This window comes from Pollutimonas harenae (assembly GCF_004153685.1).
Classification (GTDB): Bacteria; Pseudomonadota; Gammaproteobacteria; order Burkholderiales; family Burkholderiaceae_B; genus Pusillimonas_C; species Pusillimonas_C harenae.
In genome coordinates this window covers 1,193,272-1,207,124 of the sequence record NZ_SDQD01000001.1, presented here as the reverse complement: position 1 = coordinate 1,207,124, position 13,853 = coordinate 1,193,272, and the positions used below count along the sequence as shown (strand labels likewise).

Sequence of the window (13,853 nt, the reverse complement as noted above, 5' to 3'; positions counted from 1 at the left end):
TCAGCCCTTTCAATACGACCTTGCTGCAAGGCTTGGGAATGATCAGTTTCATTATCAGTCTCTGCAAAATTCACTTATTCCAACCGGCAGACAGCATCCGGCCGGCTATGCCCGCGCCGCAACCGCAGCACCCCGCTTGCGTCTGGCCCAAAGACGGAAGCGATCCAGATACAAGTACACAACAGGTGTCGTATACAGCGTCAACATCTGGCTGAGTATCAGGCCTCCCACTATGGTCAGCCCCAGGGGCCGGCGCATTTCTACTCCGGCGCCCGATGCCAATACCAGCGGCAAGGCACCAAACAATGCCGAAATCGTCGTCATCATGATGGGGCGAAAGCGAACCAGACATGCCTGGTAGATGGCCTCGCGCGAGGACAGACCATCACGCCTCTCGGCCAGCAGGGCATAGTCCACCATAATGATGGCATTTTTCTTGACGATGCCTATCAGCAGGAAAACACCTATCAATGCAATCAAGGTGAACTCTTCGCCCAGCATGATAAGCGCCAATAACGCACCTATGCCTGCCGACGGCAGGGTCGACAAAATGGTAATGGGGTGCACATAGCTTTCATACAGCATGCCCAGCACGATATACATGGTCAGCAGCGCCGCCAGAATCAGCCACGGCTGCTGCGCCATGGATTCCTGCAAAGCCTGTGCCGACCCCTCAAAACCCGCCTGTATTTCCTGGGTAGGCAGGCTGATGCGAGCCACCGCATTTTCTATCGACTGTGTGGCCTGCTCCAGTGATACGCCAGGCGCCAGGCTGAAGGAAATGGATTCCGAGGCAAGCAATCCCTGATGCCGAACGCTGAGCGGTGCGCTACCCACTTCGAATCGAGTGAAGGTTGACAAGGGCACGCGATGCCCTTCGTCGGTCACCACCTGCACCAGTTTGAGCGACTCGGCATCTTGCGCATACTGGTCCTGAACGCCCATGACCACGTGGTATTGATTCAGCTTGCCATAGATGACCGAGACCTGCCGTTGGCTGAAGGAATTATTCAAGGTCGAGGCAATAAGCGACATATCCACTCCCAGACGTGTGGCCGCATCGCGATCAATCACCAGTTCTACGCGTCGGCCCTTGTCTTCGATGTCCGTATCCACGTCCACCAGCTCAGGTAGTGCCGCCAAAGCCCTCTGCACCTGTGGCAGCCAGGTTTTCAGAACCTCTAATTCGCTGGTGAGCAAACTGTATTCGTAGGATCCACTAGTGTTCTGGCGGCCACCCACGAAAATATCCTGCTGCGGGACCAGGGTCATGCGGGCACCGGGTACATTTTGAAACTGGCTGCGCAAGCGATTGACCACTTCCATGGCGCTGGCATGCCGCTGCGCCATGGGTTTGAGCTGAATCATCATGAAGGTGAAATTGCTGCCGCCCCGCCCACCGGCATGGCCCGTCACGCTCTCGATGGCGGGATCTTTCAGGAGGATATCCCTGAAGTGATCCAGCTTGGGTTTCATGGCATGGAAGGACGTACCTTGATCCACCCTGAAAAACCCCAGTAGCTGCCCAGTGTCCTGCTGTGGAAAAAACCCCTTGGGTACGGCCGCATACAAGTAAAAGTTGAGCCCTATCGTGGCGAGCAATATCAGCATCATCAAACGCCCATGCCGCAACGCCCAATTCAGCGAACGCTTATAGCCGCGCCAGAAAAAATCACCCATGGCTTGCAAGCTGCGCTTGAACACACCTGTACGATCCGGCCCGGTCTCCGGCTGCCGACGCAGCAAGCGGGCACACATCATGGGCGTCAGCGTGAGGGAAATCAGCAGCGAGACAAGGATGGCCACCGACAGCGTCACCGCAAATTCCTTAAACAAACGCCCTACCAGACCGCCCATGAGCAGCATGGGTATGAAGACGGCCACCAGCGACAAGCTCATGGCCAGCACCGTAAACCCGACTTCCCTGGCACCTCGAATGGCTGCGCGCAAGGGTGTGACGCCTCGTTCGATATGGCGCATGATGTTTTCAAGCACCACGATGGCATCATCGACGACAAAACCCGTGGCGACAATCAAGGCCATCAGTGAAATGGTGTTCAAGCTATAGCCGAACCAAAGCATGAGGCTGAAAGAGGTGATCAGGGACGCGGGCACAGCAATGGCAGGAATCAGGGCCGCACGCAAATTGCCCAGGAACAGCAGTACCACCAGCGTCACCAGAATCACGGCAATCAGCAAGGTGATTTCTGCCTCGTGCAAAGAGGCCCGTATGCTGGGCGTGCGATCCTGTGCCACGGTCAGTGCCACATGCGCCGGCATCATCGCCTCGAAGACGGGCATCTGCTCGCGTATGGCGTCTACCGTCTCGATGATATTGGCGTCAGCCTGGCGGCGGACCACCAGCAAAATAGCCTGCCGCTCATTGAAGAAGCCCGTATTGAAAACGTTCTCGACCGAGTCCTCAACCTGCGCCACATCTTGCAACCGTATGGGCGATCCATCACGCCAGGCGATAATCAGAGGCTTGTACTGCTCTGCCCGGGATAGCTGGCCGCCCGAGCTGATCTGCCAATGGTACACGTCATTTTCGACAACGCCATTGGGCCGCATGGTGTTGGCGTTGGACAAGGCTGCACGTACTTCGTCCAATGCAACGCCTGCGCTATTGAGTGCCAGCGGATTCAGACTGACCCGGATGGCAGGCAACGAGCTGCCGCCTACCTCGACCTCGCCCACGCCCGTAACCTGAGACAGTTTTTGCGCCAATACGGTCGAGGCCAGGTCATAGAGCTGCCCCTGTGTCGCCGTCTGCGATGTCAATGCCAGCACCATGATGGGCGCCGAAGAAGGATTGACCTTGTTATAGGTGGGATTGCTGCGCAGGCTGGAAGGCAGCATGCTGCGGGCCGCATTGATGGCGGCCTGCACATCGCGTGCGGCACTGTTGATGTCCCTGTCCATGTCGAACATCAAAGAGATGCGGGTCGACCCTTCGGAACTGCGCGAACTCATTTCGCTCAATCCTGCGATCGAACCCAGAGACTGCTCGAGCGGCGTCGCCACACTGGACGCCATGGTTTCCGGACTGGCCCCTGCCATGCTGGCCGACACCGAAATCATTGGGAAGTCCACCTGTGGCAAAGGCGAGACCGGCAAAAAGACAAAGGCCAGTCCACCCGACAACACCATGGCCAGGCACAGTAGCGTGGTCGCTACTGGTCGCACGATGAAGAGGGAGAAAAACCTCATTGGGCTGAACCACCTTCAGCGAGCGGCGCCCGGCTCCGACCACGCTTGCCGCGCGACAAGCGGTCGAACATCAGGTAAATAACCGGCGTCGTAAACAAGGTGAGCACCTGACTGCACAACAGGCCACCCACCATCACCAGGCCTAGCGGCTGGCGCAGTTCGGCACCCGAGCCGCTGGCCAGCATCAGGGGGATGGCACTGAACAAGGCCGCCAAGGTGGTCATCAGTATGGGCCGGAACCGCAACAGGGCCGCTTCGTGGATGGCCTCCGCGGGCGCCAGACCGCGGTTGCGCTCGGCATCCAACGCAAAGTCGATCATCATGATGGCGTTTTTCTTGACAATGCCGATCAGCAGGATGATGCCTATGACCCCGATCATATCGAGGTCCGAGCCAGTGAGCAGCAAGGCCAGCAAGGCGCCAATGGCCGCCGAGGGTAGGGTCGACAATATGGTGACAGGATGGATATAACTTTCGTACAGCACGCCGAGCACAATATACATAACAGCAACCGCCGCCAGCATCAGCCATAGCGTGCTGTCCAGCGAGGCCTGGAAGGCCCGGGCAGCGCCCTGGAAACGCAAGTCCAGCGATGCAGGCATATCCAGCTCTGCTTGCGCAGCCCGAACCGCCAGAACCGCATCCGACAAGGCCACACCGGGCGCAAGATTAAAGGAAATCGTCGCAGCCGGAAACTGCCCCAATCGCTCTATGGACAGCAGCGTGCTGCTTTGCTCGATATGCGCGACGCTGCTCAAGGGGACCGGCGTCCCGGAAGTGGTCGGTATATAAATTTGCGTCAGGGCTTGCGGATCCTGCCGGAACTGAGGCGCCACTTCAAGCACCACCCGGTACTGACTGGACTGGGTAAAAATGGTGGAAATCAGGCGTTGGCCGAACGCATCGTACAAGGCGTCATCGATCACTGCGTTGTTGACACCCAGCCGCGCAGCGGCATCCCGGTCTATGACCACAGTGGCCTGCAAACCGCTGCTTTGCAAGTCGTCCACCACATCCCGCAGCTCAGGCACCTCGCGCAGGGTATCCACAAGCCTGGGGGTCCACTCCAGCAGCAGGGCATGATCGGGATCGGACAGGGTCATCTGGTATTGAGTCCGGCTGACACGATCGTCCACCGTCAGGTCTTGCACAGGTTGCATGAATACCTGCATGCCAGGCAGCGATGCCAAGTCTTGATTCAGACGCTCGATGATGGCGCTAGCCGTTGCGCTGCGTTCGCCTATAGGCTTGAGGGCTATTTGCATGCGGCCGGTATTCAGTGTGGCATTGGTGCCATCAATGCCGATGAAAGAGGTAACCGCCGCCACATCGGGATCGTTCGAAATACGTTCGACCACCCGTTTCTGGCGCTGCACCATGGCGCTGAACGATACGGTTTGCGGACCTTGACTGATAGCCTGAATCAGGCCGGTATCTTGCTGCGGGAAGAATCCCTTGGGCACCATGGCATACAGCAGCGCCGTCAGCAGAAAAGTACCCAGCGCTACCCACAAGGTCAGGGCCTGATGTCGCAACACCCACTTCAAGCCGCCGTCATAGGCATGGGTAAGCCTGTCCATGTACTGGCCCAGGGCAAGCTGGAAGCGGCTGTGCCTGACTTCTGATTCAGCCTTGAGCAGACGCGCGCACATCATGGGCGTGAGCGTCAGGGAAATGAGCAGCGACAGCAAAATGGCCACGGCCAGTGTGATGGCAAACTCGCTGAATAGCCGCCCGATCACATCGCTCATGAACAGCAGGGGAATCAATACTGCAATCAATGACAAGGTCAGCGACACCAACGTAAAGCCTATTTGAGCCGAACCCTTCAGGGCGGCATTCAAGGCACTCTCGCCTTGTTCGATATAGCGCGCAATGTTTTCTATCATGACAATGGCGTCGTCCACCACAAAGCCTGTGGCGATGGTCAAGGCCATGAGTGTCAGGTTGTTGACGCTGAAGCCCGCCAAATACATGATGCCGAAGGTACCCACCAGCGACAGAGGCACAACAACGCTGGGAATAAAGGTGGCGGTCCAGGTACGCAAAAAGACAAAGGTGACCAGCACCACCAGCACCACGGCCAGCAGCATTTCGATCTGCACATGCTCGATGGAGTCACGTATGGTTTGCGTTCGATCAGTGGCAACGCTGACGTCCACACCGACCGGCAAGGCTTGCTTGAGGGACGGCAACAAGGCCTTGACCTGATCCACAACGTCGATCACATTGGCACCCGGCTGGCGTTGTATGTTCAGCAGAATGGCCGGAGTCTGGCCTATCCAGGCCGCCTGGCGGATGTTCTCGGCATCTTCCCGGGTTTGGGCCACATCCTGCAGGCGTAGCGCAGCGCCATTCTCGTAGGCCACGATCAACTGCTGGTAGTCTTCAACCGATCGCAACTGGTCATTGGCGTTGATGGTGGTTGAGCGCTCGGGGCCGTCCAGATTACCTTTGGGCTGATTGACGTTGGCCCCCACAATGGCGGAGCGCAGGCTGGCCAGCGTCAGACCGTGGGCCGCCAACGCCCGTGGATTGGCCTGTATACGTACCGCAGGACGCTGCCCCCCCGTAATGCTGACCAGGCCTACACCCGATATTTGCGACAACTTCTGGGCAACCCGTATGTCGATCAGGTCGCGCACTTCGTGTAGCGGCAAGGTTGGTGACGTCACCGCCAGACTGATCACGGCAGTATCAGCCGGATTGACCTTATTGTAGATGGGTGGCGATGGTAAATCGCCAGGCAGCAGATTGGATGCGGCATTGATGGCCGCCTGGACCTCTTGCTCGGCAACATCCAGTGGCAAGTCCAGGTCAAACTGCAAGGTGATCAGCGATGAACCGCCCGAGCTGGACGACGTCATTTGCGTGAGCCCCGGCATTTGCCCGAGCTGACGCTCCAGGGGTGAGGTCACCAGCGCCGCCATGACATCAGGACTGGCTCCTGGATACAAAGTAGATACCTGTATGGTTGGATAATCTACCTGCGGCAAGGCCGAGACCGGCAGCAGACGATAGGCCAATATGCCGGAAATAAGCAGCGCAACCATGGCCAGCGTCGTGGCGACTGGCCTGAGTATGAATAAGCGAGACAGATTCACTCGTGTCCCCCAGACCTAGTGGGGGCTACCCGAACTGCGCTTCGCCGCGCCACTATCGGCAACCGCAGCATCCGCCACGGCGTCAGCCGTGATGACTTCGACTTTGGCGCCTTCACGCAAGCGGTCAACGCCGTCAGTCACGACCCTCTGTCCCTCGCTCAGGCCCGACTCCACAGCGACGAGCTTTGCATCGGTACGGCCCACAGCAATAGGCTGCACGTGTACCTTGTCTTCTTCGTCAAGCAAGTAAACAAAGGCCCCTACAGAACCGTGCTGAACGGCAATGGTAGGTATGGCCAGTGCTTGTGACGTATCAACGCGCAGGCGCACATTCACGAACTGGTTGGGAAACAGCATTTCATCTTCGTTGTCAAAACGCGCCTTGAAGCTGACGGTGCCGGTGGCCACATCGATCTGGTTATCCACCGAGACCAACTGGCCGGTGGCTATTTTTGTTTGGTCGCTACGGTCGTAAAGTTCGGTCACCAGGTTTTTACCGGCGCGTAATTGGGCCAGCACATCGGGCAATTGAGTCTGCGGCAGCGTAAACAGCACCGAGATAGGCTGGGTTTGCGTAATGGTGACCAGACCATCGGTATTTGAGGCATTCACCATATTGCCTTTATCTATCTTGCGCAGCCCCAAGCGACCACTGATGGGTGCAGTGATACGGGTGAACTCCAGCTGCAGCTTGGCGCTGTCGACAGCGGCCTGATCACTTTTACGCGACCCCAGCAGTTGCTGAACCAGAGCAGCCTGTGCATCGAGCTGTTGTTTCGCAATAGAGTTTTGCTTATACAGCAACTGATAGCGCTGTAGATCGCGCTGAGCATTGGCCAATTGCGCTGCATTTTGCTTTTGCTGCCCGAGAGCCTGATCCAGCGCATTCTGGTAGGTGCGTGGATCGATTTGTGCCAGCAGATCGCCGGCCTCTACTTTCTGCCCATCCTTGAAGGCAATTTCCTGCAGCTCGCCATCGACACGGCTGCGCACCGTCACCGTATTGAAGGAGGTTACGGTGCCTATGGCTTTAAGCGTGTAGTTGATCGGCCCGATTGTTGCCGTTGCCACTTTGACTGGCACAGGCATGGCCGACATACCTCTCCCGCCAAAAAACGAACCGCCCCCTTGAGATTGTGGGGAACTGTCTTTGCCAACAAACCAGTAGGCACCGGCAGTCAGCACCAACAGGGCAACAAGCCAGAGCCAATACGATTGACGTCGTTGGCGTGATTCGGAGTATGAATCCGACATGCAATGTTCTCCGGGAACAAACAAAACAGGCGACATTTTCGCCTATTGCCGGCACGGCGAACACGAAAATTGCGAATTTGAAACGGAGCGCAACAACTATCCCGCAGCAATAGAGCCGGCAAGCGGCCCGCTGGGGCCTGAATCAGGCAGTCTTAAACGTTGCAGCGCGCTAGTTTGAAAGCCACGTCGCGGGTAACAGGCTGAGGCTTTAGCTCGGAGTCTTGTGCGGCAAAGCGCACCCAGATCACGTATTTATTGGCGCTCATTTCGGGAAAAATATTGGCCGCGGTATCAACCCAGACCCGTAAAAGCTGAAAAACCTTGCCACCCAACATTTCCTGATAAGCCCCCTGACGCGCCATGACATCGACCACATCGCCAGAGTCGCGCAGCACGCGCAGTATAAGGGCCAGGCCCTTGTACAGGGGTAAGAAAGGCCGGACCCACTGATGCAGGTCGTGTGCACGAACCTCGGGGGACTTGATTTGCCAGGAAAAATACGAAGGCATGTCGACCTGGGATGATCCGCCCGGTACGGCCAGACGACCCCGCAAGCTGGCCAGCCACTCGTTGTCGCGCAGTTCCTGGCCTATGCGGCCTTGTGTGCCGAGCTCAGTTGCGACACCTTGAATTTCGGTGAGCATGGTATCGAGCGCCTGCGTATCGACGCCCGGGTGCTGGCGCAAGCCGCTGAGCGAAACACGTTGCCTTTCGAGGTCTTGCAACACCCCGCCCCGCAGATCGTTACGGTCGCAGATATCGAGCAGGTCGAACAAGGTGGCCACCGCAATCTGATGGTGATGGACGTCGGTGCCTTGAGCGAAAAAAAACAACCTGTCAAAGAGATGCTCGACCCTTAGCAGAGACCTTACGCGTTCGTTGCAAGGATATTCATAAAGAATCACGCGAACAAAAACCTTTTTAATGACTAGGAACGACTGCCTGCAAGCGAACCGGGGCGACTCTGTGCCAGCTCACACCACTGATCGTGCAGCATGCGTGTGCGGCGTGTAAGATCATTGACAGTGGTTGGCCTATCGTTAAGAACAACATCGTCGGCGGCAGCCAGACGATCAGCCCGCGAAGCTTGTGCTGACATGATACGCGCAATCACTTCCGGCGTCAGCCCGCTGCGCGACTGCACTCTTGCTACCTGGGTAGCCGGGTCGCAGTCGACGACGCAAATCCGATCTGCCAGATCACGCCAGCGACTCGAGTGCTGCAAGGACTCAACCAGCAAAGGCACAACGAAAACAAGATAACATCCCTGGGCCTCTGAGGCACGCTGCCGTGTAACGGAACTTATCATGGGATGCAGGATGGATTCAAGCTGATGCCGGGCTTCGGGGCTTTCGAATACCAGATCGCGCATGGCCCGTCGGTCGAGGGCCCCGGTAGGTGCAATGACATCAGGGCCGAACTGCTGGCGTATAGGTTCAATGGCAGCGCCCCCGGGTGCGGTCAGATCGTGGGCAATGACATCGGTATCGACAATGGCAGCACCCCACCCGGCCAGCAGATCTGCTACCTTGCTTTTACCGGAGCCTATGCCGCCCGTCAGGCCAATCTTGTACATTCAGGCACACCCTTGTCAGTAAAAATACAAATGTAACCCAGGCGCCGCCATGAATACAGCGGCACCAGCCGCCGCCAGAAACGGCCCAAAGGGATAGGCACCAGATGGAAACAAGGTTTTATGGCGTACCATGGCAAATACGATACCGGTCAGACAGGCTGCCAGCAAGACCCACGGCAGGGCCTGCCAGCCCAGCCAGGCACCCAGGGCGGCAACCAGCTTGAGGTCGCCATAACCCATGCCCTCGATGCCACGCAGCAAGCGAAAGCCCTGCAACAACAACCATAAGGCACCATAGCCGACCATCACGCCCGCCACCGCATCGTATAAAGAGATGTTCGCCCAGCCCAGCCAGGCCGCGCCCAGCCCCAGCCACAACAGAGGTAGAGTCAGGGCATCGGGCAGCAAACGGGTGTTGGTATCGATATGCGCCAGCAACAACAGCATGGTGGCCGCGATCATCAACAGACAGCTTCGGGGCGTGAATCCGTAGTGTGCAAGCGCCGCCCCAAATACGATGGCCAGAATGCTTGCACTGAGCCATTTGACGACGGACGGTACGCGTGGCGAGGCATCGGCCAGAGCTGCGCCAGGCTTGCGCCGGCTTGCAATACGCAAGGCCGCAAGCAAGCTGCCTGCATCGGCGTGGGCATCGGCCTCGAGCAGGCGCCCATAGACGAGAGCAGCTTGCGCACACCAAACACCCAACATCGCGCCCAATGCGGCCATGGCCAGCACTGCGCCGGCTTGCCATAATTGAAGTTCGCCCTGGAGCCACATAAACAAGCTTTCCCGTTTTACGAGTGCACCGATTAATAAGTAGAATGCGTAGTGTATGGGCAAGGCGCGACACGTGCATGCCTGGCCATTTGTAAACCCGCCTTTGGAACCACCATGCCCAGCTCAAGCCCTCTTGCCTTGCAAAACCGCTACGTAAAATTATGGGGCGCCGCATTGCTGGCGCTGGTCCTGGCGGGCTGCGCCCAGCAAAAACCAGCCGGGTATTATGCAGTTCAGCACGACTCTACGGCTGCCGACGCACAACAAGCAGCACAAGGGCGCAACACTACGCGGGCACCATCGCAAATACAACTGGGCTTTGGCGAGAACCAAGCCGCCAAACCTGTTGCGGCAGAAGCGGCTGCAACGCAAAACGAGCCCGTGATCAAGGCCCGCCCACTGGCCGAAGCCCGTACATTTCTGGGTACGGTTCCGTGCCTCAGTGCAGACACCGGTTGCTCGGCCACCCGCATCACCCTGACGCTGGCACCCAGCGGCGAGTGGCGTTCGCGCACAGTATTTCTTGACCGCCCCGATGCCCAGAACAACATTGCTCAGCAAGGCTGCTGGGATGTCATAGGCACCCAGCCCCTACGCATCATTTTGCAGCAAAAGAATGGGGCCAGCAGGGCCAACCTGACCTTCATCAATGACAACGTCTTGCGCATCAACATGATTAACGACATACAGCCGCGGCTTGAGCACCGCCTTACGCGTCAAGCTGATGTGGATGGCATAAAAGAGATCACCGACAAGACGCCGCTGCAGTGCGACTGAGCAGCACGGCTCAGTTCAATTCAATTGCGCTGAGCCAGCACGCAGTGCGCCAGCTCGACGGCATTGCGCACCTGCATTTTCTGAAAAATACGCGCACGGTGTGCTTCGATGGTGCGCTGTGATACCCCGAGTTCGGCTGCAATGATCTTATTGGGTTTGCCCCGCGCCACGTAATCCATGACGTCGCGCTCGCGGGGAGTTAGCACCGAAAAAGGCGTAACGGCGGGATGCTGAATATCTGCCACGTTTGACTCCTTGTTGGATAGCGGTAAGCGATTCTTGCATACCACCCCACAAGCGTCAGCTGTCACTTCTTACAGACTTCCAGGTTGTCAATCAGGCGCGTTCCGCCCAGTTTTGCAGCGGCCAGCACCACCAGGGGTTCGCCGGCGCTGAGTTCTTCCTGACTGGGAACCAGCAAATCGCGCTGACGGCGCAGGGAAATGTAATCGACATCCCAGCCACGCGAGTTCAAGGCCTGGACGGCCTGCCCTTCAAGCGCATGGATATCCGTGCTGCCCGCCTGGATATCAGCCTGTACTGATTGCAGTGTCGCGTAAAGCTGGGGGGCTTCCGCCCGTTCAGCGGGCTGCAGGAATACATTGCGCGAAGACAGTGCCAGTCCGTCTGCATCGCGAACCGTTTCATGGGCCAGAATATTGACCGGCAATTGGAATTGCCGGCACATATTGCGGATGACCATGAGCTGTTGATAGTCTTTCTTGCCGAATACCGCCACGCTGGGCTGCACGCAGGAAAACAGTTTCAATACCACCGTGCTGACGCCGCCAAAGAAACCCGGCCTGAACTCACCCTCGAGTATGCCGCCCAGGTCGGATGGAGGCTGAACCTGGAAGTTTTGCGGCTCCGGGTACATTTCGCGCTCGTTGGGCGCAAACAGCACATAGACATCGCGCTCACGTTCAAGCTTCTCGATGTCGGCCGCCAGGGTGCGCGGATACTGATCAAAATCCTCGTTGGGTCCGAACTGCAGGCGATTCACGAAAATGCTGGCGACCACCGGATCACCATGCTGGCGTGCCAGCTTCATCAAGGCCAGATGTGCCGGGTGCAGATTGCCCATGGTGGGTACGAACGCCACCCGCAACTGTCCACGCAACTGATCACGCAACTCTTCAATGGTGTGCACGACTTTCAATACAAACTCCGTTCGGGAAGCAGGCGGGCGCCAATCAGGCAGCGGCCCGGATATAGGACAAGCGCACATAGATGGGCGCGTATGGTTCAGCCTGCGTGATATCAAGCAGGGATTCACGGGCCAGCTCAAGCATGGCCAGAAAATGCACGACAACAACCGCCACGGCGTCGCCCTGGTCTATGCGTTCCATGAATAGCTCGCCAAACTCCATAAACTGTACATCGCTGAGGCGACGCAGAATCTGGCTCATGTGATCGCGTACAGACAATTGCTCGCGCGTGATGCGGTGATGAGCGTTGAGTCTGGCGCGGCGCATGATATCGAGCCAGGCATTGCGTAAGTCGTCCGGGCTGACTTCGGGCAGCATGTGTTCGACTTTCAGGTTGGCGGCTGCTTGTGCCCGCTGGAAGTCGCGCCCCAGACGCGGCAAGGTATCGAGCTGCATTGCCGCCAGCTTCATTTGCTCGTATTCAAGCAAACGCCTGACCAGTTCGGCACGCGGATCGTCGACATCCTCGCCAGTGTCGGATTTTTTGACGGGCAGCAGCATGCGCGATTTGATCTCGATCAGCAGCGCCGCCATCAGCAGATATTCGCCCGCGAGCTCAAGGTTCTGCTCGCGTATCTGGTCGACGTAAGACAAATATTGCCGCGTGACCTCGGCCATGGGAATATCGAGCACATTGAAGTTCTGCTTGCGTATCAGGTACAGCAGCAGATCGAGCGGCCCCTGAAAGGTCTCAAGGAAAACCTCGAGCGCATCGGGCGGGATGTACAGGTCTTGCGGCATGGCAAACAAAGGCTCGCCATACAGGCGAGCCAATGCCACGCTGTCGACCACGTCGGGCGTGCTGTCTATGTCGGGTTCAACCAAGGCATTCAGCGCGGCCGCTCCGGACTTGTGCACGGACATGAAGCGTGGTCAGTTGGTTTGATAGACGTACGGCTTTTGCGGCACCTTGCCCGCACGAAAGCCTTCTTGCTGCTCAGGGTCAATGTGCTTGTCCCAGAGGCGCGCACGCCCTTCACGCTGACGCAGCTCGGTATCGGAGTGTTCCTTTTTATATTTTTTCAGGAACTGGGTTACTTCGGATTCGTAATTCTTTGCCATGATACTAATATGCCAGATGTGATTTAACCTGCAAAGCTTGAGTTTACTTCACTCCCGCCAAATTCACTTTCCAGCAGCATGACCAGCTTGCAATCAGGTCGCGTCGCCAGGCGAAAGGTGATCTGCTGATAGCGCAGTATGCCATCCTGGGGATGATTGAACTCCCTTAAACCGCCCTCCCTGTCTACCACGGCATGCCGCGTCCACCAATGGGCAAACACCGGACTGGCCTGCTGCAGACCGTCGAGCACCGTCCGGACGTCGGGCTCATCGGCATGAGCAGCGGCATCGGCCCTGAACTCGGCCACCACACGACTGGCGCGCTGCTCCCAATCTACCACCAGGTCGCGGGCGGCCGGATCGGTAAAAATATAACGCAGCAGATTCGGGCTGTCATGACGGTCTGGCCAGCCATCGAACAGCCGCAACAAGGGCGCATTGCGCGCCAGCACGTTCCAGCAACGGTCAAGAATATAGGCGGGCGCGGTAATGCTGTGAACACAGTCAGCCAGGTAGCTTGGCAGCGGCGTCACGTAATCATGACCATGCTCGGGGTCGGCACACTCGGCCAGTTCAAACAGATAATGGCGCTCGGCCCGGGCCAGCCCCAGCACAGAGGCCAGCCTTGCCCAGACACTGGCCGACACCGAAACATCACGGCCTTGTTCTATCCATGTGTACCAGGTGACGCTGATGCCGCATAACTGGGCGATCTCTTCGCGCCGTAAACCTGGCGTACGCCGCCGAACGCCAGGCGGCAAGCCGACGGACTCTGGTTGTACACGCCCCCGGGCCTGGCGCAGGAAGTCGCCCAAGGCCTTGCGCCGGACCGAAGCAGCCTGCTCGGCAGACGGCTGCACACCGGAGTTGTCGCTGCGCATG

The 13,853-nt window shown here is 57.9% G+C and carries 12 protein-coding genes; 1 reads left to right on the top strand and 11 read right to left on the bottom strand.

The genetic code is table 11. The features are described from left to right. Positions 1–105: 105 nt before the first annotated feature. The 6 genes from ERD84_RS05720 to ERD84_RS16095 form a co-directional block, all read right to left on the bottom strand. On the bottom strand, positions 106–3,210 hold the full coding sequence (locus ERD84_RS05720; protein WP_130038632.1) for an efflux RND transporter permease subunit: 3,105 nt from the start codon (positions 3,208–3,210) through the stop codon (positions 106–108). Then, entirely contained in the window at positions 3,207–6,314 is a 3,108-nt protein-coding gene (locus ERD84_RS05715) for a multidrug efflux RND transporter permease subunit (RefSeq protein WP_130038631.1), read from the bottom strand. The genes ERD84_RS05720 and ERD84_RS05715 overlap by 4 nt, the downstream gene beginning before the upstream one ends. Positions 6,315–6,329: 15 nt before the next feature. Next, positions 6,330–7,568 (bottom strand): MdtA/MuxA family multidrug efflux RND transporter periplasmic adaptor subunit, encoded by a 1,239-nt coding sequence (locus ERD84_RS05710; protein ID WP_130038630.1) that lies wholly within the window; start codon positions 7,566–7,568, stop codon positions 6,330–6,332. Between the two features lie 152 nt (positions 7,569–7,720). Beyond that, entirely contained in the window at positions 7,721–8,473 is a 753-nt protein-coding gene (zapD, locus tag ERD84_RS05705; RefSeq protein ID WP_130038629.1) for a cell division protein ZapD, read from the bottom strand. 23 nt (positions 8,474–8,496) lie between these two features. After that, entirely contained in the window at positions 8,497–9,144 is a 648-nt protein-coding gene (gene coaE / locus ERD84_RS05700; RefSeq protein ID WP_130038628.1) for a dephospho-CoA kinase, read from the bottom strand. Positions 9,145–9,159: 15 nt separating this feature from the next. Then, entirely contained in the window at positions 9,160–9,924 is a 765-nt protein-coding gene (locus ERD84_RS16095; protein WP_130038627.1) for a prepilin peptidase, read from the bottom strand. Positions 9,925–10,038: 114 nt separating this feature from the next. On the opposite strand from ERD84_RS16095, the gene ERD84_RS05690 reads away from it, so the two are divergent. Beyond that, positions 10,039–10,701 (top strand): copper resistance protein NlpE N-terminal domain-containing protein, encoded by a 663-nt coding sequence (locus ERD84_RS05690; RefSeq protein WP_130038626.1) that lies wholly within the window; start codon positions 10,039–10,041, stop codon positions 10,699–10,701. A gap of 20 nt (positions 10,702–10,721) precedes the next feature. Here the strand turns inward: ERD84_RS05690 and ERD84_RS05685 are convergent, their stop codons facing one another. From ERD84_RS05685 to ERD84_RS05665, 5 genes are all read right to left on the bottom strand, one after another. Further along, positions 10,722–10,946, bottom strand: a complete 225-nt coding sequence (locus ERD84_RS05685) for a response regulator transcription factor (RefSeq protein ID WP_130038625.1) — start codon at positions 10,944–10,946, stop codon at positions 10,722–10,724. Positions 10,947–11,008: 62 nt separating this feature from the next. Next, positions 11,009–11,860 carry a pantoate--beta-alanine ligase gene (gene panC / locus ERD84_RS05680; RefSeq protein ID WP_130038624.1) on the bottom strand — a complete coding sequence of 284 codons (852 nt, stop codon included), beginning with the start codon at positions 11,858–11,860 and terminating at the stop codon, positions 11,009–11,011. A gap of 34 nt (positions 11,861–11,894) precedes the next feature. Next, complete coding sequence (locus ERD84_RS05675) at positions 11,895–12,773, bottom strand: segregation and condensation protein A (RefSeq protein WP_130038623.1); 879 nt, start codon at positions 12,771–12,773, stop codon at positions 11,895–11,897. Between the two features lie 9 nt (positions 12,774–12,782). Next, the gene (locus tag ERD84_RS05670; protein ID WP_130038622.1) at positions 12,783–12,971 is read right to left on the bottom strand and encodes a DUF3460 family protein; all 189 of its coding nucleotides are present in this window, start codon (positions 12,969–12,971) and stop codon (positions 12,783–12,785) included. Positions 12,972–12,994: 23 nt separating this feature from the next. After that, positions 12,995–13,852: a helix-turn-helix transcriptional regulator gene (locus ERD84_RS05665; RefSeq protein ID WP_130038621.1), complete on the bottom strand. Its 858-nt coding sequence runs from the start codon at positions 13,850–13,852 to the stop codon at positions 12,995–12,997. Between the last annotated feature and the right edge of the window lies 1 nt (position 13,853).

Excerpts from the sequence above, each read along its gene's own strand:
- ERD84_RS05720 (WP_130038632.1), bottom strand. The coding sequence starts at position 3,210 with ATGAGGTTTTTCTCCCTCTTCATCGTGCGACCAGTAGCGACCACGCTA.
- ERD84_RS05710 (WP_130038630.1), bottom strand. The coding sequence starts at position 7,568 with ATGTCGGATTCATACTCCGAATCACGCCAACGACGTCAATCGTATTGG.
- coaE (WP_130038628.1), bottom strand. The coding sequence starts at position 9,144 with ATGTACAAGATTGGCCTGACGGGCGGCATAGGCTCCGGTAAAAGCAAG.
- ERD84_RS16095 (WP_130038627.1), bottom strand. The coding sequence starts at position 9,924 with ATGTGGCTCCAGGGCGAACTTCAATTATGGCAAGCCGGCGCAGTGCTG.
- ERD84_RS05690 (WP_130038626.1), top strand. The coding sequence starts at position 10,039 with ATGCCCAGCTCAAGCCCTCTTGCCTTGCAAAACCGCTACGTAAAATTA.
- ERD84_RS05675 (WP_130038623.1), bottom strand. The coding sequence starts at position 12,773 with ATGTCCGTGCACAAGTCCGGAGCGGCCGCGCTGAATGCCTTGGTTGAA.
- ERD84_RS05670 (WP_130038622.1), bottom strand. The coding sequence starts at position 12,971 with ATGGCAAAGAATTACGAATCCGAAGTAACCCAGTTCCTGAAAAAATAT.
- ERD84_RS05665 (WP_130038621.1), bottom strand. The coding sequence starts at position 13,852 with ATGCGCAGCGACAACTCCGGTGTGCAGCCGTCTGCCGAGCAGGCTGCT.